The sequence below is a fragment of the Streptomyces sp. Ac-502 genome (assembly GCF_045222935.1).
Lineage (GTDB): Bacteria > Actinomycetota > Actinomycetes > Streptomycetales > Streptomycetaceae > Streptomyces > Streptomyces monomycini.
In genome coordinates, this window is the sequence record NZ_JBHFFO010000001.1 from 237,012 (window position 1) to 254,861 (window position 17,850).

General features: G+C 72.1%; 13 protein-coding genes and 2 pseudogenes. 9 read left to right on the forward strand and 6 right to left on the reverse strand.

Translation table 11 applies throughout. The features are described 5' to 3' along the window. Positions 1-10: 10 nt before the first annotated feature. Positions 11-1,530 (reverse strand): annotated as a pseudogene (locus ACEXOX_RS01175) (chitinase). A gap of 304 nt (positions 1,531-1,834) precedes the next feature. Between ACEXOX_RS01175 and ACEXOX_RS01180 the strand changes: the two are divergent. Next, a complete protein-coding gene (locus tag ACEXOX_RS01180; RefSeq protein ID WP_406518547.1) occupies positions 1,835-2,251 on the forward strand; it encodes a nuclear transport factor 2 family protein in 417 nt (138 codons plus the stop codon). Positions 2,252-2,255: 4 nt separating this feature from the next. Here the strand turns inward: ACEXOX_RS01180 and ACEXOX_RS01185 are convergent, their stop codons facing one another. The 5 genes from ACEXOX_RS01185 to ACEXOX_RS01205 form a co-directional block, all read right to left on the reverse strand. Beyond that, positions 2,256-3,134, reverse strand: a complete 879-nt coding sequence (locus ACEXOX_RS01185) for a thioesterase II family protein (protein ID WP_406518548.1) — start codon at positions 3,132-3,134, stop codon at positions 2,256-2,258. After that, a complete protein-coding gene (locus ACEXOX_RS01190; protein WP_406518549.1) occupies positions 3,131-5,836 on the reverse strand; it encodes an AMP-binding protein in 2,706 nt (901 codons plus the stop codon). Before ACEXOX_RS01190 ends, ACEXOX_RS01185 begins: the two co-directional genes overlap by 4 nt. A 133-nt stretch (positions 5,837-5,969) precedes the next feature. Continuing rightward, positions 5,970-6,578 (reverse strand): condensation domain-containing protein, encoded by a 609-nt coding sequence (locus tag ACEXOX_RS01195; protein ID WP_406518550.1) that lies wholly within the window; start codon positions 6,576-6,578, stop codon positions 5,970-5,972. A 68-nt stretch (positions 6,579-6,646) separates the two neighbouring features. Then, positions 6,647-7,951: an aspartate aminotransferase family protein gene (locus ACEXOX_RS01200; RefSeq protein ID WP_406518551.1), complete on the reverse strand. Its 1,305-nt coding sequence runs from the start codon at positions 7,949-7,951 to the stop codon at positions 6,647-6,649. Positions 7,952-8,087: 136 nt separating this feature from the next. Beyond that, a complete protein-coding gene (locus ACEXOX_RS01205; RefSeq protein ID WP_406518552.1) occupies positions 8,088-8,594 on the reverse strand; it encodes a hypothetical protein in 507 nt (168 codons plus the stop codon). A 944-nt stretch (positions 8,595-9,538) separates the two neighbouring features. Here ACEXOX_RS01205 and ACEXOX_RS01210 point away from each other — a divergent pair. From ACEXOX_RS01210 to ACEXOX_RS01245, 8 genes and pseudogenes are all read left to right on the forward strand, one after another. Further along, positions 9,539-10,204, forward strand: coding sequence for a hypothetical protein (locus ACEXOX_RS01210; RefSeq protein ID WP_406518553.1), 666 nt, complete (start codon positions 9,539-9,541; stop codon positions 10,202-10,204). A gap of 43 nt (positions 10,205-10,247) precedes the next feature. Then, on the forward strand, positions 10,248-11,507 hold the full coding sequence (locus ACEXOX_RS01215; protein WP_406518554.1) for an FAD-dependent oxidoreductase: 1,260 nt from the start codon (positions 10,248-10,250) through the stop codon (positions 11,505-11,507). Continuing rightward, on the forward strand, positions 11,504-12,304 hold the full coding sequence (locus tag ACEXOX_RS01220; protein ID WP_406518555.1) for a HisA/HisF-related TIM barrel protein: 801 nt from the start codon (positions 11,504-11,506) through the stop codon (positions 12,302-12,304). Before ACEXOX_RS01215 ends, ACEXOX_RS01220 begins: the two co-directional genes overlap by 4 nt. A gap of 226 nt (positions 12,305-12,530) precedes the next feature. After that, positions 12,531-13,319 carry a zinc-binding dehydrogenase gene (locus tag ACEXOX_RS01225; RefSeq protein ID WP_406518556.1) on the forward strand — a complete coding sequence of 263 codons (789 nt, stop codon included), beginning with the start codon at positions 12,531-12,533 and terminating at the stop codon, positions 13,317-13,319. A gap of 99 nt (positions 13,320-13,418) precedes the next feature. Beyond that, positions 13,419-14,380: pseudogene (locus tag ACEXOX_RS01230) on the forward strand (AMP-binding protein); the annotation flags it as partial. Positions 14,381-14,496: 116 nt separating this feature from the next. Next, positions 14,497-16,533 carry a thioester reductase domain-containing protein gene (locus ACEXOX_RS01235; RefSeq protein WP_406526186.1) on the forward strand — a complete coding sequence of 679 codons (2,037 nt, stop codon included), beginning with the start codon at positions 14,497-14,499 and terminating at the stop codon, positions 16,531-16,533. A gap of 363 nt (positions 16,534-16,896) precedes the next feature. Continuing rightward, positions 16,897-17,421, forward strand: coding sequence for a SigE family RNA polymerase sigma factor (locus ACEXOX_RS01240; RefSeq protein WP_406518557.1), 525 nt, complete (start codon positions 16,897-16,899; stop codon positions 17,419-17,421). Continuing rightward, positions 17,414-17,848 carry a hypothetical protein gene (locus tag ACEXOX_RS01245; RefSeq protein WP_406518558.1) on the forward strand — a complete coding sequence of 145 codons (435 nt, stop codon included), beginning with the start codon at positions 17,414-17,416 and terminating at the stop codon, positions 17,846-17,848. Before ACEXOX_RS01240 ends, ACEXOX_RS01245 begins: the two co-directional genes overlap by 8 nt. The last annotated feature ends 2 nt before the right edge of the window (positions 17,849-17,850 follow it).

Consider the following 17,850-nt stretch of genomic DNA (forward strand, 5'->3'; position numbering starts at 1 on the left):
GCGAAGCCTGTCAGCAGGAGCCGAGGTCCTGCCAGACGCCCCACTCACCGGTGGTGCCGGGCTCTTCACCCGTCGTCCACCACTTGGCCTTCCAGGTGTGTCCGCGGTGCGCGACCTGCTGGCCGGCGGTGTAGACCGTTCCGGTGACCCAGGGGGCCGCCGTGCACTGGCCGCCGCTGCCTCCGGTGACGGTGAGGGCGTAGGTCACCGCGTGGCTGCCGGAGGGGCCGGTGCCGGTGACCGTGATGCGGTGGGTGCCGGACGGCGTCGTGGCGGTCGTGGTGAGGGTCAGGGTGGACGAGCCGCCCGCCGTGACGGAGTCGGGGCTGAGGGAGGCGGTGACGCCCGCGGGGGCGCCGCTGACCTTCAGGTCCACTTTCTGGGCCGCGCCGGCGGTCACCGCGGTGCGCACCGTGGTGGTGGCCGTGCCACCGGCGGTCACCGATCCCGCGGTGGGTGCCGCGGTCACCGAGAAGTCGTTCTGCGGGGTGGTCGAGCCGCTGGTGAAGGGCGCGAAGATCCGGGTGAAGTCCCAGGTCTGCTGCTCGATGCCGGAGCAGTTGTCCGAGGCCGGGCCGCCGGGGCAGCCCCCGTTGTCGCGTTGCAGGGCCCAGAACGACAGGGTGTTGATCTTCTTGGCCCTGGCCCAGTCGTAGACCTGCCGGGCGTTGGCCAGGGTGAAGGTCTCGGCCGGGCCGAAGTCGTCGACGCCGGGCATCTCGGTGACGCCGATCATGCTCCAGAGCTGGGCGTCGCTCTTGTCCGGGTAGAGCCGCGCGAGCTGGTCGTGCAGGCCTTGGGCGGCGGTCTCGGTGTCGCGCGCCATGTCGTGGGCGGCGTTGTCGTAGTAGTCGAACGTCATCAGGTTGACCACGTCGACCCGGGTGCCGTTCTGCACCGCGTTCTTCAGCAGGGCGACGGCGTTGGCCGCCGGGCCGCGGGTGGTCGTCGGCAGGGTGTAGGAGATGTCGAGCTTCCGGCCGTCGGCCGCCGCCCAGTCCTGTACGAGTTTGATCGCCTTGTTGCGCCGGTCGATGCCCGCGGTGTTGTCGAGCGCGTCGACTTCGATGTCCATGTCGAGCCGGCTGACGTCGTAGGTCGTGACGACCTTCTGGTACGCGGCGGCGATCTGCTGGACGTCGGTGCAGCTGTCGGCGATCTCGGTGCCGGTGGTGTCGGCGGTGTACCCGCCGAACGAGGGGATGGCGTCACCGCCCCTGGTCTGCAGGGTCTTGATGTCGTCGCCGAAGGTGGCCGGGGAGATCGGCATGCTGGTACTGCCGTTCCACAGGGGCGTGCAGGAGCCCTTCGTGGCCGTCTGGATGAACGCCATCGTCAGGTGCTTGGCGCCCGACTCCGCGGACATCGCGGCGGGGCTCTGGCCGGTCCACGATTCGAAGTAGGGGGCGAAGACCTGGGTCGGGAGGGAGTCGCCGCCGCGGTGCCGGTGCCCGTACCGGCGAAGCCGAGGGCGATGGCGGCGGTGACCGCTGCGGCGAGGGCCGCGCGTAAGGGGTGCTTGCGTCTCATATCTGTTCCGTCCGGCCGATGAGGGGTCCAGCTCGTCCCGTGCGGTACACGGGACGGAGAAGAAAGTCCTCCCGAGAGCAGGAACATGTCAATGGTCTGGATCAGACTAGGACTAGACCAATCGCGATCGACGACTGCCGGTGCGCCCCCGGGAGCATCTGTTCTTCCGCGCCGTGAGGCTCCATAGTGAAGCTGGTCCGGTGCGCTCCCACCGCGGCGGGCGGTCGGGGCCCGGGCGGCATTCCGCGTATCCGTCGGGCGGCGGAGCGAACGCCGTCGCCTCCGTGCACGGCGAGGAGTGATCATGACCGGTTCGGACCAACCCGGCACGGCTCGGCGTGAGTTGTTCGCGCTGCTGGAGCATGTGGACACGGTCGACGAGTTCTTCGGGCGGCTCGCCGACGACGTACGGTGGCGGCTGTTCGGCAAGCACCCGCTGGCCGGGTCCTACCGGGGGCGGGAGGAGTTCGTCCCCGCCACGATCGGCAAGGTGCGGCCGCTGTTCGACGGCGGGCTGTGCTTCCGTATCCGGGGGCTGTACGGGGGCGGGGCGGTGACCGTGGTGGAGATGGACGGGGTCGCCACGGCGAAGGACGGCATCCCCTACGACCCGTTCTACGTCTGGGTGTGCCGGTTCGAGGACGAGACCATCGTCGAGGTGAACGCGTACATCGACTCCGCGGCGGTCAACGACATCCTGCAGCGACTGTCCCCCGGGTGACGGTTCAACGGCGTACCGCCCCGGCGATCAGGCGCACGGTGTCGTGGGGTCGGGTGAAACAAGCGTAGTGGTCGCCGGGCACCGTGGCCAGGGTGACGTCGTCCGCCGCGTAGTCCTGCCATGCCGCGGCGTCCGCCGCGTCGAGGTCCGGGTCGTGTGCGGCGCGGATCACGGTGACGGGCGAGGGGGACCGCCAGGCGGGGCCCGGGCGGTAGCGGGCGAGCATGCGCAGGTCGGCTTCCAGGGTCTTGGCCGCCAGGTCGTCGTACTGTTCTTCGTGCCGTTCCTCGTGCCGTTCCTCGTGCCGTTCTCCGAGCTGTTCTTCGTGCTGTTCTTCGTGCTGTTCTTCGTGCTGTTCTTCGTGCTGCTCGTCGGCTGGAGCGGTCCCGGCTCCGGCCCCTTGCTCGTACCCGTGCATCCAGTGCGGCACGTCGTCTGCATCCGCCGGAGCAGCGACGACCCGGTGAGGCGGCGGGCTGCCGGAGACGAAGAGGTGGTCCGGTGCCGTGACGCCGAGGCGGTCGAGCCGGCGGCAGGTCTCGTAGGCGAGCAGGGCTCCCATGCTGTGGCCGAAGACGAGGTACGGGCGGTCCGCCAGCCACTGCGCCGCGATGGCGGCCTGCCGTGCCATACGGGTGAGGTCGGTCGCGGGCCGTTCGCCGATCCGGTCCTCGTGGCCGGGGTACTGGACCGCCCACAGTTCGCACTCGGGTGGCAGCAGGTCCCGCCAAGGGCGGAAGGCGCTGGCGCCGCCCGCCGCATGAGGGAAGCACAGGAGCCGGACGGCGGGCTCGCCCGCCCTGTGGTCCGGAGCGGTGAGGTTCCTGAGCCACCGGCCTGCCGGGCCCGGTGCGGGGGCGCCGGTGATGTGCGTGTTGGTCATCCGCCCGCCGCCCCGTCGTCCGGTGCCGTCCGTCCCAGCCGCGACGGCTGCGACGGCGGCCCCTGCTGCGACGGCCCGTGTACCAGCTCCGCCATCGCGGCCACGGTGGAGGCGTCCAGGAGAGTGCGCAGCGGGACGCGCCGGCCGAAGCGGGCGCGGAGGGCGGAGGCGAGCCGCATGGCGCGCAGGCTGTCGCCGCCCAGGTCGACGAAGCGCTCGTGCCGGGAGGAGACCTCGCGGCCGAGGACGGCCGACCACTCCTCCGCGACGGCCTGTTCACTCGCGCCGCGCGGTGGCTCGTCCGGTACGGGGGCGGGTTGCGGGGCGCCCCAGGCGGCGAGGCGTCCGCGGTCCACCTTGCCGTTGTCGCTGAGCGGGAGTTCGTCCAGCAGGAGGTAGTGCTCGGGCCGGGCGTAGGCGGGCAGCCGGGTGCGGGCGTGTTCGCGTACGGACGCCTGGTCGAGGGTGTCCGCGGCGGGCAGGAGGTAGGCGATCAGGCGGCGGGCCGGGCCCTGTCCGGTGACGACGGCGACGGCGCGGGCGACCTGGTGGTGGGAGGCGAGGACGGATTCGATCTCGCCGAGTTCGATGCGATAGCCGTTGATCTTGACCTGGTGGTCGGTGCGGCCCAGGAACTCCAGGACGGCTCCCGGCCGGTAACGTCCGAGGTCCCCGGTGCGGTACCAGCGGGACCCGGCGTGGTGGACGAAGTGCCGGGCGGTCTGCGTGGGAGCGCCCCGGTAGCCGCGGGCCACTCCCACGCCGCCGATCCACAGTTCGCCGGTCACCCAGTCCGGGCAGTCGCGCCCCTGACCGTCCACGACGCGGTACCGCTGGTTGCCGAGCGGGCGTCCGTAAGGAAGGGAAGGCCAGCCGTCCTCGGCACCGTCCGCTTCGAAGTAGTTGGAGTAGACGCTGCCTTCGGTGGCGCCCCCGCAGGCGACGAAGCGGCAGCCGGGTACCAGGGCGCGCAGGCGCGCGGGCAGGTCGGTGCCGATCCAGTCACCGCCGGTGAGCACCAGCCGCAGCGTGTCCGGCGGCGGGCCGCCTTCCGCGGCGGTGATCAGCGCGTCCAGCAGGACCGGCACCGAGTCCCAGACCGTGACGCGGTGGTCGCGGACCAGACGCAGCCACGCCTGTGGGTCGCGGGCCTCCCCGGGGGCGGGTACGACGACGGCTCCGCCGGCCGTCAGCGGGCCGAAGATCTCGTAGACGGAGAGGTCGAAGTCGAGTGCGGAGATGGCGATGCCGCAGTCGTGGTGGCCGACGGACCAGCGGTGGTTGATGTCGTCGACGGTGTTGACCGCCGAGCGGTGGGTGACCTCGACGCCCTTGGGGCCGCCGGTGGACCCGGAGGTGAAGATGAGGTAGGCGAGGGCGGAGACGCCGGTGGTCACGGGGCGGCGCAGCGGCGTGGTCGCACGGGCCTCTTGCCAGGTCAGCTGATCGACAGAGGGTGGCTGATCGGCAGAGGGTGGCTGATCGGCCGCGGGTGGCTGATCGGCCGCGGGTGGCTGATCGGCCGCGGGCAACCGATCGGCAGGGCGCAGCCGGTCGGCAGAAGGCAGTTGGCCGAGGGGAGGCCGGGGATCGGCGGGGATCCGCGGATCGACGGGAAGCCGTGCATCAACGCGAGACTGCGCATCGACGCGAGGCTGCGAATCAACAGCAAGCTCCGGACCGACAAACCGCCGCGAGCCGGACGACGGCAGGCCCGCCGCGTCGGTGATCTCCTTGCGCACCCCGGCGATACGCAGCATGTCCGTACGGCGTTGCTCGGGCTGATCGGTGCCGATGGGAACGTAGCAGCCTCCTGCGGCGAGGACGGCGAGCGCCGCGCGGATCTGGTCGGGAACGGTCTTCAGCGAGACGGCGACGGGCTCGCCGGGGCGGAGGCCGCGGTGCCGCAGCAGGGCGGCCATGCGCAGGGCGTCGTCGGCGAGGGCACCACGGGTGACGGTGCCCTCGGCGCAGAGCAGTGCGGGACGTCCGGGGTCGTCGGTGGCCAGTTCGAAGAAGCGCTGGTGCAGCAGGTGGCCGCTCTCCGCCCGGTAGGTGGCGGTGGCCAGGTTGCGGGACTGCTGCTGGGTGGCCGGCAGGTGGGCCGGGGGCGGCCGGCTCCAGTCCTGGTCGCACAGGGCGGTCAGCAGGTCGCCGCCCAGTTCGGTCATCGCCGCCGGGAGCCCGTCCGGGAAGAGGCCGTCGGCCAGGTCCCAGGCGAGGCAGACACCGCCGAAGTGTTTGACGGCCAGACAGTCCAGCCATACCTGCGGGGTCTGGGTGATCATCCATACGAGTGGGCCGAAGCAGCGCTCGAAGCACGCCGGAATCAGGTCCACGTCCAGCAGGTTGGTGTAGACGGCTCCGGTGGGCGGAAGGCCTTCGCCGCGTGCGCGGGCCAGTTCCCCGAGCCCGGCGGGCCCGGCGGCGAACTGCGGCCGGCGGGCCGTGCGCCGTTCCTGGTCGACGGTGTGCACCAGCTCGCGGAGCGTGGCGGCCCCGGAGAGGTCGATACTGGCCGGTCGCAGGCGGGTGAAGTCGCCGACCATGGGCGCGGCACCGGAGCGGGACGCCGGGGGCGGGAACTCCGGCAGGCTGACGATGAAGTCGTCGTTGGTGCTGAAGCGACTCAAGGTGTGCGCGAAGGCGGCCAGGAGTACGGAGTCCGGTTCGAGGCCTTCGGCGCGCGCTTTGGCACTCATCCGCCGCCATCGCGGGGCCGGGACAGTCAGCACACGCCGGCTGAAGCGTGCGCCGGTCACCGTCTGCGGGTCGGCGGTCAGGGGCAGCGCGGGGGAGCCAGGCTGCGCCCGTCCAGCCGCTGCCGCCACACGCTCAGGTCCACGGCCGGCGGGGCGTGGGTTTTCTGGCGTTGCCGGGGGAGACTTCGTCGCGCGGCGCCGGTGGGGCGTCTCCGCGGTAGAGCCGCGCGAGGTCGGCCAGCAGGGCTCCGATGCTGGGCGGGTCCGCGGCCAGCAGGTCCACGTCGATGTGCAAGCGGCTGTCGGTACGGGAAAGCAATGTCAGCCGTACGTCGAGCACCTGTCCGCGTGCCACGTCCAGCCGCTGGCCCGACATCTGTTCACGGGTGGCGGCCAGTGTCTGTGCCTGTTTCTCGGCGCGCGCGGCAGTGAGGTCCTGGACGAGGAAGCAGGTGGTGGGGGTGTCGAGAAGGGTGGCGGTCTCGTCGTCGCCGGGGAAGGCGGTACGCAACGGCGGGTGCCGCTCCTGGAGGCGGGTGACGGCGTCCCGCAGCCGTGCCGGGTCCACCCCCGTACCGTCGAACTCGAAGTACATGTGGCAGGCAGCGCCGCCCAGCGGTGCCGTGTCCTCGCGGCCGAGGCGGTAGGCGGACTGGACGGAAGTCAGCGGAACCTTCCGGACCGTCCCCGGGCCGTGTTCCTCTCTTCCCCGCGGCGCGCTGTTCCTGTTGCCGGTTGCCATGGTCGGCCTTCTCCTTTCGTGATGGTTGCTCGCGTACCGCGGTGGGTTTCCAGGGGGATCGTGCCAGGTCAGCCGCGGGCTTCGCGGGTCGCGGCTGTGATGATCTGCGTGGCCTGGACCGCCTGCTCGTCCGAGATGGTCAGCGGCGGCATGATGCGCAGGCAGTTGCCGAAGGTGCCGCCCACACCGACCAACAGCGCCAGCACCCGGCACTCTTCTTGTACCTGCGCGGCCATCTCCGGGGCCGGTTCGAGAGTGCCGGGGCGTGTGTACTCCACCGCCAGCAGCAGGCCTTGCCCGCGTACCTCGCACACCCATGGTTCGTCCGCCAGGGACTTGCGCAGGCCGTCCAGCAGCAGAGCACCCACCCGTCCGGCGCGTGCGGGCAGGTCGTAGGCGTCGATGTGGTCGAGCGTGGCCAGGGCGGCGGTCAGCGACAGCGGGTTGCCGCCGAAGGAGGAGATGGAGGGGGCGGCGAGAGCGGACATGATGTCGCGGCGGCCCACCAGGCCTCCCATGGCGAAGCCGTTGCCGACGCCCTTGGCGAAGACCAGGACGTCGGGTGCGACATCGTGCCACTGGTGGCCCCAGTACCGGCCCGTGCGCCCCCATCCCGTCTGGATCTCGTCGACGATCAGCGGGATGTCATACCGTCGCAGCACCTCCTGGTAGGCGGCCAGTTGGCCGGGGGCCGACGGGACGGCGCCCGCGATGCCCTGCACCGGTTCGACGATCATGGCCGCCGTGCGTTCGGGGGTACAGGTCGCGATGGTCTCCTCCAGGTCCCTGGCGCACGCCCGGACGTAGTCCTCGTCCCCCAGGCCCGCCAGGGCGCCGCGGCGGCGCTCACCCCCGTGCGCGTACGCGACCCGCAGGGGCGACAGGCCCCGGCCCTGCCAGGACCGGTCGCCGGTCACGGCCAGGGAGCCGAAGGACCGGCCGTGGTAGCCGTAGCGCAGCGCGATGACCTGGTGGCTGCCGCGGTACTCGGTCGCCAACAGCAGCGCGGTCTCCACGGCCTCGGTTCCCGAGGAGGTGAAGAACACCACGGGGTCGGGGATGCCGGACGCGTCGGCGATGCGCTCCGCCAGTTCCACCTGTTCCCGGATCAGGAAGAAGGTCGAGGTGTGCACGACGCCGGTGCGCAGCCTTTCCAGGACCGCCTCTTCGATGCCGGGGACGCCGTAGCCCACGGTGTTCGTCGCGATGCCGGAGTAGAACTCCATGTACGTCTTGTTGCGGGAGTCGGTGACCATGCAGCCGTCCCCGCGCACGATCTCCAGGGGCTCTTCGTAGAAGAGCGGCATCCATGGGGGCATGATCTTCTTGTGGCGGCCGAGCAGGCTTCCGTTCCGGGCTCCGTCGTGTGTCACGGGTCTCCTCCACTGGCTCTGTTCCGCGGCTGTGGTCGGTGCACCGCAGGGCCGGCCGCGGGCAGGGGACGCGGGCCCCGGCGGGAGCGCCGTCCCCTGCCCTCGGCGGACCTGGCGGCGTGGAACCGCCGTCGGGCTACTGGAGCTTGGCCAGGCTCGGCCACTCGTCCAGCGAGCCGGGCCCGCGGACGACGGTGTCCTCGTGCGGCTCACCGTCGGCCAGCCGGATGCGGACGTAGCGGTCGCCGGAGAGGAACCAGAACTGGCCGTACTGGTCGGGGACCGGCACCACGGCGTCGATACGGTCGAAGCCGGCCAGGCTCGGCCACTCGTCCAGCGAGCCGGGCCCGCGGACGACGGTGTCCTCGTGCGGCTCACCGTCGGCCAGCCGGATGCGGACGTAGCGGTCGCCGGACAGGAACCAGAACTGGCTGTGCTGGTCCGGCACCGGCACCACGGCGTCGACACGGTCGAAGCCCGCCAGGCTCGGCCACTCCTCGAACGTCCCCGGTCCGCTCACCACCGAGTCCTCGTGCGGCTCGCCGCCGGCGAGATGGATCCTTACGTACTTGCCGCCGTACAGCAGCCAGAACTGGCCGTGCTGGTCCGGGACCGGGACCGCCGCGTCGATACGGACGGACATGAGGTCTCCTTTCTGAGAAGGGTGCAGCCGTGCTTCGTTCTCCGCCCGCGTGCGACGAACGCCCGTGTCGCGGCAGCGGCGGAGCGTGTCCGCCGGGCGTGCACCTCGTTTTTGAGCAGACGTCTCCCTCTTCGCCCGGTGCGGCACGGTTTCCGGCCCACCGGACGACGGCGTCGACAGGGAGAAAGGCACGGCCGACCGCGCGCCGCGGCGTTGTTCGCCACGCCGAACACGGCACGCGATTTCTTGGCGCCACTGCCGTCGCTGCCCGAAGACCGCGGACGGTGCGAGCGATCCGGAGAAGTGGGAAGAGGAGACTCCGGCTCTGCTCCGCCATCATCTTCAGCCGTTTCGGCAGTTGTCCAGGCGGGACGGAGGGGCTTCCATGCCCTGCGTTTCTCACACACCTGAAAGCTGGCCATTCCGCGCCGCCCCCTCAGGGGAAACCCGTTCCTCCCGGCACCCGGCGGGCTCAGTTCTTCGCCCGTACGCCGAGCGCCGCGCGGGGCATCTTTCAGCCGCCATACACCGGTGGCAGTTACCACGGACCAGAATTGGCCGATATTCCGCCCCGCCCGGCGACGCCAGAGACGACTTTCGCCGTCCGGCGGTCATGCCCGGTACCGGATCGGCGCACTGACTCGTTTTCGGCATCAGCAGCCTCGTGCCGCACAGCGCAGGAAAGACGGGGAAGCCTCTGCGCACGGAAAACTTCTCCGTGCACGCTGTTCCGTCTTTTTGCGGACAAGAGGCCGGCGCACGCCGTGTTCATGGTTTCCAGGGGTACGCCACCCTTAGCCCTGGACAGAACGAAGGGCCATGACCCCGGCGCCCGGCTATTCTTCGGCGCCGACGGCCGTCATCCTCACAAAAGCTCCGATCTTCGCGCGCCATGACATCGCACGGCGCGAAACATTCGATGTCACGAAGGGAAATTACCGGCCATGGTCGAATCGTCCTCCGTCACGTCCCGGAATCTCGTCGACGAACTCACCGCACGACGCGAGAAGGATCCGGTGGGCAACGCCCTGCTCGACGCCGCCGCCGACGGACGCCTGTCCGCCGACGCGTTGCGCCGCCTGGTCAGCACGGAAGCCCAGTGCCACCTCGCCGAACTCGGCGCGTACGGAACGACGCTGGCCCGGTTCCCGCGCCGCCCGGCGGCGGACCTGTGCATCCGGCTCGCCCGGCTGGTCCACGACGCCCAGCCCAAACTCCAGGCCTGTGCGCAAGAACTCGGCCTCGATGACCTGTACGGCGGCAACCGGCCGACGGAACCCGGCAGCTACACGTTCAACGGCACCCTGAGCTGGCTGGCGGCACAGGGCAGCCAGGCAGCCTTCGCGCTGGCCTCCGCCACCGACCTGCACGTGTACTTCTCAGGCTGCGCCGAACTGGTCCGGCACATCAGGCGGTCCGGCTTCGAAGCCCCGCAATCCTTCCTCACCTACTACGAGGACGAGGCGCCGCAGGACCTGGAACAACTGGCCCTGGACGTGGTGCAGGACGGGCTCGACCGGGGTGACGACCCGCACGACGCCGTGTTCTGCGCCCGGCTGCTGGAGGAGTCCATCGGCGACTTCTGGCGTGCCGCCGCCGGGTCCGCCTGAGGAACCGGGCCAACCGGCCCCACCCGAGAACCGAGGAGGCAGTATGCGGGTCGGCATCGCCGGAGCAGGAGCCGCTGGACTGGCCACCGCCTGGCTGTTGGACGGTGTCCACGACACGCTGGTGCTCGAAGCACGCAAAGACGTCGGGGGCAACCTGCGGTCGGTCCACCTGCCCGACGCCGCCGGGGTACCCACCGCCCTGGACCTCGGCGTACAGGAGGTGCCCGGAGACGGCGTGACCGCTCGCCTGGCCGAGGCCCTCGGCCTGGACGGCGCGCAGTGGGCCGAGATGCCCGCCGGTCGCACCGTCATCCGCGAGGGCACCCGCGTGACCAGGCCGACCGACAGCGGGCCGCCCGCGCCGTGCCATGCCACCGAGGAAGCGACGGGGGAGGCGGCCGAGCTGCTGGCCGCGCACGCCGCCGCCTGGCAGCGGGACGAGCTCGCCTGGACCGTCCCGCTGGAGGCGATGGTGGAGCCCTGGGAGCTGCCGCGGCATGTCAAGGACGCGGGGGTGTACGCCCTGCCCGCCTCGGTGTTCGGCTGCACGCTCCAGGACGCCCGGCGCCTGTCGGCCCGCGCCGTGGGCATGTTCTACGCCGACCCCGGTGACGGTGCCGATGCCCGTACGTACCGGCTGCGCGGCGGAATGCAGGCGTTGGCCTGGCAGTTGGCCCGCCAGTGCCGGTCGGTCCAGTTGGTGCCCGGGACCCCCTTGAGGCGGGTCCGTCGTACCGGGGGCCGCATGGAGATGATCGACGCGCACGGTGCCCGGCACACGGTGGACGCCGTGGTGCTGGCCCTGCCCGCCGAAGCGGCGCGGCGCGTGCTCGGCTCCCTCGGGGGCGCCGGCCGGGTCCGGGCGCTGCTGACCACGTACACGTACAACGATCTGGTCTACGGCGTGCACGGCGACCCCTGCTACCTGCCCGCCGGGCGGGAGCACTGGTCACCGTCGACCGTCACCGTGCACGGCCCGTGGGCGGAGACCACCGCATGGCAGCGGCGCCCGGAAGGCGACCTGTTCGTCAGCCAGCTCACGCACCGCGACACGCTCCCCCGCTCCGTCCTGGCCGCCACGGCCTTCCGGACGCTGCAACCGGCCCCGGAGATGCTCTCCGCCCAAGCCGAGCTGCTGTCCCTGCAAGGTGACGGCGGCGTGTACTTCGCCGGCCATGTCGCCACCCGGTCCGACGACCTGGACAGCGTCCTGGCGTCCGCGGCCGGAGTGGCCCGCCTGCTGGCGCCCCGCAGTCCCCGCCCGGCGCACCTGTTGCGCACCACCGGAAAGGAAACCCCGTGAACCAGCCCGTCTTCCGTGACCAGCGCGCCCATGTCGCCGACCTCGTGATCCCCTGCGTGGACGTGGCCGCCGAGCGCACCACCGAGCCGAGCAGTATCGGCGGTCTCGACGACCCCGGCGACGTCGCGTCCGTCGTCGCGGCGTACGCCGAAGGCCAGGCCCGTAAGGTGTTCCTGGACGTCTTCGACCCGTGGGACGCCGTCGACTACCTCCCGGCGCTGCTGCGCGAACTCAAACAGACCGGCGTCAGCCTGCTGGTGTCCGTGGGGCACGGGCAGCTGCCCTCCCTCCTGCACACCGGCGGCCTCTTCGAAGCCGGCGCGGATGTGCTGTCCGTGAGCACCGGCCTGATCGAGAAGCCGGAGACCGTCCAGGCAGCCGTCCGGGAGTTCGGGGCCGAACGGCTGATGGGCGTCATCAACTGCCGCCGGACCGCGCCCGGCCGGTGGGGTGCCTACACCCACGACGGCGAGCAGGACGCCGGCACCGGCGCCGTCGACGTGGCCAGGCAACTGGCAGGCCTGGACGTCGGAGCCGTCCTCGCCAACAGCATCGACCGCGAGGGCACCGGCCAGGGCTTCGACCTCGACCTGTGCCACGCCGTCGCCGCTGCCTCGGGCCTGCCCGTGATCGCCTCGGGCGGCTGCGGCAGCCTGGACCACCTGCACGAAGCCCTCGACGCGGGCGACACGACGTATGTCCTGGTCAACAACATGCTGCACCAGGGGCAGCACAGCATGGCAGAGATCCGCGACCACCTGTTGGCCCACTCCTCGTTCCGCGCGGCCGGCACATGAGCGCCGCGACCATGCGCCAGCTGGTCTTCGGCCGGTACGGCGACCCCGCCGAGGTGCTGCTCCTGCGCCGCCGTCCGGTGCCCGAACCGGGGCCGGGCGAGGTCCGGGTTCGGATGCGGGTCAGTCCCGTCAACCCCTCCGACCTGCTCCTGGTGCAGGGGCGTTACGGGCGGCCCGCGGCCTTCTCCCCGGGCTGCGGCCGGACGGTGACGGCTCGGCGTCCCCCGTGGGATTCGAGGGCGCCGGTGTCGTCGACGCCGCGGGCCCCGGCGTGCCGTACGCGACGGGGACGCGGGTGGCGGTGTCGGCGCTGGGCACCTGGGCCGAGTACCTCGTCACGGACGCGGACGACATCCTGCCCGTCCCCGCGGAACTCTCCGACGAGGCGGCCTGCCAGCTCACGGTCAACCCGGTCACCGCGCACCTCCTCCTCGACGACCTCGGCCTGGAAGAAGGCGAGCTGCTCCTGCTCACCGCCGCCGCGTCCGCCGTCGGCCGGATGGTGCTCCAGCTCGCCGTCGGGCGGGGGCTGCGCTGTCTGTGTGTGGTGCGCGACAAACGTCACCGTACGGCGCTGATGGAAGCGGGCGCCGAAGCGGTCCTCGTCCAGGGGGAGGAACGGCTCGCGGAGCAGTTGGCGGCCCTCGCCGAGGGGCGCGGCATCGCCGCCGCGCTGGACGCCGTGGGCGGTCGCACCGGAACGCTCGCGCTGCGATCCCTGCGCGATGGCGGGCAGTTCATCAGTTACGGCCTGCTGTCCGGTGAGCCCCTCACCGTCGCGCCGGAGGAACTGATCTTCCGTGACATCGCGATGACCGGCTTCTGGCTGCCCGAACGCCTCGGCCGGTGGGCCGCCCACCGCACCGACCGGCTGATGCGCCAGGTCACCGGGCAGTTGCTCGACGGCCGCCTCACCGTCCCCGCGGTCGAACCCTACGACCTGGCCGACGCGGCCCGCGCCGTACGCCACGCGCTGCGCCCCGGCCGTACGGGCAAAGCCGTACTGACCAGCTGACCGGCCCTCGCCCCCACGTCCTTCGCTTCCTCCTGCGCGTCCCCGCACTTCTCCCGGCCCCTCGCCCCCACATCCCTTCCCTCCCGTACTGGACGAGCCATGAGCCGCGACCTCGACCACACCCCCGGCACCGCCCCCGATCCCGTCCCCGACACGGTCCGCGCCTGGAACGACACCACTACCGACTACCCCCGCGACGCCACCGTTCCCCAACTCTTCGCCGAACAAGCCCGCACGCACCCCGATCGAACGGCCGTGGAGTGGAACGGCGGCTGCCGGAGCTACCGAGAGCTGTACGAACTGGTCCGCCGCGCCGCCGCCCACCTGCGCTCCCGAGACGTACAGGACGGCGACACCGTGGCCGTCCTGCTGCGCCGCTCACCGGAGGCCGTCGTCGCGATCCTCGCCGTACTGGAAGCCGGCTGCGCCTACCTCCCCTGGACCCCGGCGACCCCGCCGACCGGCTGGAGACGGTGCTGACCGGCGCCGGAGTACGGCACTGCGTCACCGCGCCGGGCACCGCTGCGAAACCGGTGCACGATCACTGCACGCAGATCACCACGGACGACCTGAGCGGCCACCCGCTGCCGGACTCCGGCGACCGCTGGGGCCGGGACCGGCGCGCCACCGACCCGGCGTACGTGATCTACACATCCGGCTCCACCGGAACGCCCAAGGGCGTCGTCTGCCCGCACCGCGGGCCGGTCCGTCTGGTGAAGAACACCGACTGGCTCCAACTGGAACCCACCGACCGGCTGCTGGCCACCACGGCGCTGACCTTCGACATCTCCTGTCTGGAGCTGTTCGGCCCGCTGCTGAACGGTGCCTGTCTGATCCTGCCCGAACCCGAGACCCTGCTGTCCGCCGACGCGCTGGAACCGGTACTGCGGGAGCGGCACATCAGTGTGCTGTGGCTCAGCGCGGGCCTGTTCCACCAGCATGCGGAGGACAACCCCCGCATGTTCGGCACGTTGCGCGCCCTGATCGCCGGAGGCGACGCGCTCAACCCCTCCGCGGTGCGCGCCGTCCTGCGCCACGGCCGCCCCGAACTGCTGATCAACGGCTACGGGCCGACCGAGGCGTCCTCCTCGTCACCGCCCACCGCGTCGAGGACCTGGCCCCGCACGCCGAGACCGTGCCGATCGGCCGGCCGATCGCCAACGCCACCGCCTACGTCGTGCGGGAGGACGACCGCCTGGCCGCCGCCTGCGAGGACGGGGAGCTGTGGGTCGGCGGCGACGGTATCGCCTGCGGCTACCTGGGCGACGCCGATCGGACCGCCGAGGTGTTCGTGCCCGACCGGTTCGGCGGTGACCCGGACGCCCGGCTCTACCGCACCGGCGACGTCGCCCGCCAGCGCCGCGACGGCGTCCTGGAGTACCGCGGGCGCCGCGACCGCCAGGTCAAGATCCGCGGCTACCGGGTGGAACTGGACGAGATCGAACTGACGCTGGCCCGCCATCACGAGGTCCGCGAGGCGGCCGTGGACGTCCTGAGCGACGGGCCCGGCCAACGCCTGGCCGCGGCGGCCGTGCCCGCCCCGGACGTACGGATCGAGGGACTGTCCCGGCGGCTCACCGCCTACGCCCGCGACCGGCTGCCCCCGTACATGGTCCCCACCCGGATCGCCACCGTCACGGAGATTCCCCTCAAGCCGAGCGGAAAGATCGACCGCGACCGGTTCCTGGAACTGGTCGCCCACCAGGAGGGCCGGCCGCGCACCGGTGGCGCGCCGCCCCGCGGCACCGCCGAGGAAGCCGTCGCCGGCGTCTGGACGCGTTTGCTGGGCCTGGACCAGGTCGGACGCGAGGACGGATTCTTCGCGCTGGGCGGTACGTCGCTGCACGCCACCCAGGTCGTCACCGCCGTACGGGACCGCCTGGGCCTGCCCCCGGGGTCCGGCCGCGCGCTCATCAGGCAGCTGCTGGACGGCCCTTCCCTGTCCACCTTCGCCGCCCGCGCCGCGGCGCTGCGCGACGACGACGGGACGGAGGCCGCCGTGGATTTCGCCGCGGAGTCCCGCCTCGACGACCGGCTGCGCTTCGACGCCCGGCCCGCCGCGACGGCCACCCCGCCCCGCTCGGTCCTGCTGACCGGCGGAACCGGCTTCCTCGGCGTCCACCTGATCGACCAGCTCGTCGACGCCGGAGTGCGGCGGGTGCACTGCCTGACCCGCGCCGACGACCGGGGCACCGCCCACGCGCGTCTCGCCGCGCGGATGCGCCTGTACGGCCTCGACCCCTCCTGCTGCGACGGCCAACTCGTTCCCGTACCCGGCAGCCTGGAGGCTCCCCACTTCGGCCTCACCCCCACGGCCTGGGACGAACTGGCCCGCGAGACGGACCTCGTCGTGCACGCCGGGGCCCAGGTCAACTTCGCCTACCCGTACGAGGCCCTGGCACCGGCCAACGTCACCGGCACCCGTACCGTCCTCGAACTGGCCGCCGCCCACCACCTCAAACCGGTCCACCACATCTCCACCGTCGCCGTTCTCGCCGGGTCCGGCGCCGCGGGCGTACGGCACCTCGGCGAGGACGCGCCCCTCGCCCACCCCGACCAGATCTCCCAGGGCTACCCGGAGACCAAGTGGGTCGCCGAACGCCTCCTGGCCCAGGCCGCCGAACGCGGACTGCCGATCACCGTGCACCGCCCCCACGAGATCACCGGCACCCGCCGGCGCGGGGTCTGGAACACCGACACCCTGATGTGCGCACTGTTCCGCACCATCGCCGAGACCGGCACCGCCCCGGACCTGCCCCTGCCGCTGAATTTTGTACCGGTCGACTACACGGCCCAGGCCGTCGTCCACATCCTCACCCACGAGAAGCCGGACGGCCGTACCTACCACCTGACCAACCCCCGTCCCGCGCGGCTGCCGCTCCTGACCAGCCGGCTACGCGCCATGGGGTATCCGGTGGAGACCCTGAGGCATGACACCTGGTTCCGCCGCATCGGCGCCCTGGCGGCCCGCCACCCCGACCACCCCATGGCCCCCTACCTCCCGATGTCCCCCGACCTCTCCGAGAATCCGGAACACGCGGTCAGGGATCTCTACCTCACGGGCGCCGTCCCCGCGCTCGACCGCACCAACACCGCCCGGGCCGTGGACGACAGCGGCATCGGCTGCCCACCGGTGGACGCCGGCCTGATCGATCTCTACCTGGGGTACTTCCGCGACAGCGGCTTCCTCGAACCGCCGCGACGGAAGAAGTGAAACAGCGGACACCCGCCGACGGGCCCTGAGCTCCGCCGCCGGCCAGGGCCAGCGAGGCCGCCGGGCCCACCCGCAGGCTGACATGCTCACATGCGAGACTGGAGCGGACAGACACCCGGATGGGCCGGACCGAAGGCCGGCTGCGGTCGAAGGCCGTCCGGCCAAGAACCGCGCAGTCAGGCACCATGCCGTTCTCGCCCCGGCGACCCTCCGTGTCGCCGGGGCGAGGTGTCGTCGGCGGCCGCCCGTACCGCCGGTCCGGTGGGCAGTGAGGCGTGCCGCGTCGATCGGTTCCGTGACGAGCGTCACGTCATTTTCTCGTCCCGTGTGTCGACCGAACGGTGCCTGCGGGGCGTATGGCAGGTGAAGCGAGAGATCCGGGAGTGGCTGTTGACCGTCGAGGAGTTCGAAGAGTTCTACGCCCAGACGGTCGCGCGGCTCACGGGACAGCTGTACGTGATGCTCGGCGACCTGCACGAGGCGCAGGACGTGGTGCAGGAGGCGTTCGTCAAGGGCTGGAGCCGGCGTCGGCAGCTCGACCGGAGCGGGCAGCCGGAGGCATGGATCCGTACGGTCGCCTGGCGGCTGGCGGTCAGCCGGTGGCGACGGCTGCGCCGCAGCGCCGACGCGTGGAAGCGCAGCGGCGCCCCGCCCCATGTCGAGGGGCCTGGGCCGGCGCAGGTCGCGCTGGTCGGGGCGCTGCGTGAACTCCCTGCCCAGCAGCGTCGCACGCTCACCCTGCACTACCTGTGCGATCTGTCCGTCGAGCAGATCACGGGCGAGACGGGACTGTCGGCGAGCACCGTCAAGACCCATCTGAGCCGCGGCCGCAAGGCCCTCGCTGACCGTCTGCACGACCCGCACATCGAGGAGGCGCCCGGTGCCTGAGCCCCAGGACCCGCTGCGGTCCCTGTTCCAGGAAGCGGCCGACGCCGGACGGGACGGCACCGTCACCGCGCCGGCGGGCGAGATCGCCGCGCGCGGGCGGCGGGCGCGCCGGCGACGGGTCGCCGCGGTGGTGAGCGTGGTGTGCCTGGCCTTGGGTGGCGGCGCCGCCACCACTGCCGCGCTGCTCTCCCGTACACCGGCCCCCGTGGGCCCGGCCGGCACGCCCCCGCCCGCCCGGCCGTCTCCGGACCGGCAGCCGGCCCCAGTGTCCACGTCCCCCGGTTCCACGTCCTCTTCCTCCCCGGAGACCACGGTCAACACCTCCTCGCCACCGGACCCCACAACCACCCCCGCCGCGCCGCCGGACGCCACGGCGACCGCACCGCCCCCGGGCGCCTCTCAGGGGACCGCCACCCAACCGCCCTGATC

Bases quoted from the DNA above. Each gene is read 5' to 3' on its own strand.
- ACEXOX_RS01205 (WP_406518552.1), bottom strand. From the start codon at position 8,594: ATGTCCGTCCGTATCGACGCGGCGGTCCCGGTCCCGGACCAGCACGGC.
- ACEXOX_RS01215 (WP_406518554.1), top strand. From the start codon at position 10,248: ATGCGGGTCGGCATCGCCGGAGCAGGAGCCGCTGGACTGGCCACCGCC.
- ACEXOX_RS01210 (WP_406518553.1), top strand. From the start codon at position 9,539: ATGGTCGAATCGTCCTCCGTCACGTCCCGGAATCTCGTCGACGAACTC.
- ACEXOX_RS01185 (WP_406518548.1), bottom strand. From the start codon at position 3,134: ATGACCAACACGCACATCACCGGCGCCCCCGCACCGGGCCCGGCAGGC.
- ACEXOX_RS01180 (WP_406518547.1), top strand. From the start codon at position 1,835: ATGACCGGTTCGGACCAACCCGGCACGGCTCGGCGTGAGTTGTTCGCG.
- ACEXOX_RS01190 (WP_406518549.1), bottom strand. From the start codon at position 5,836: ATGAGTGCCAAAGCGCGCGCCGAAGGCCTCGAACCGGACTCCGTACTC.
- ACEXOX_RS01195 (WP_406518550.1), bottom strand. From the start codon at position 6,578: ATGGCAACCGGCAACAGGAACAGCGCGCCGCGGGGAAGAGAGGAACAC.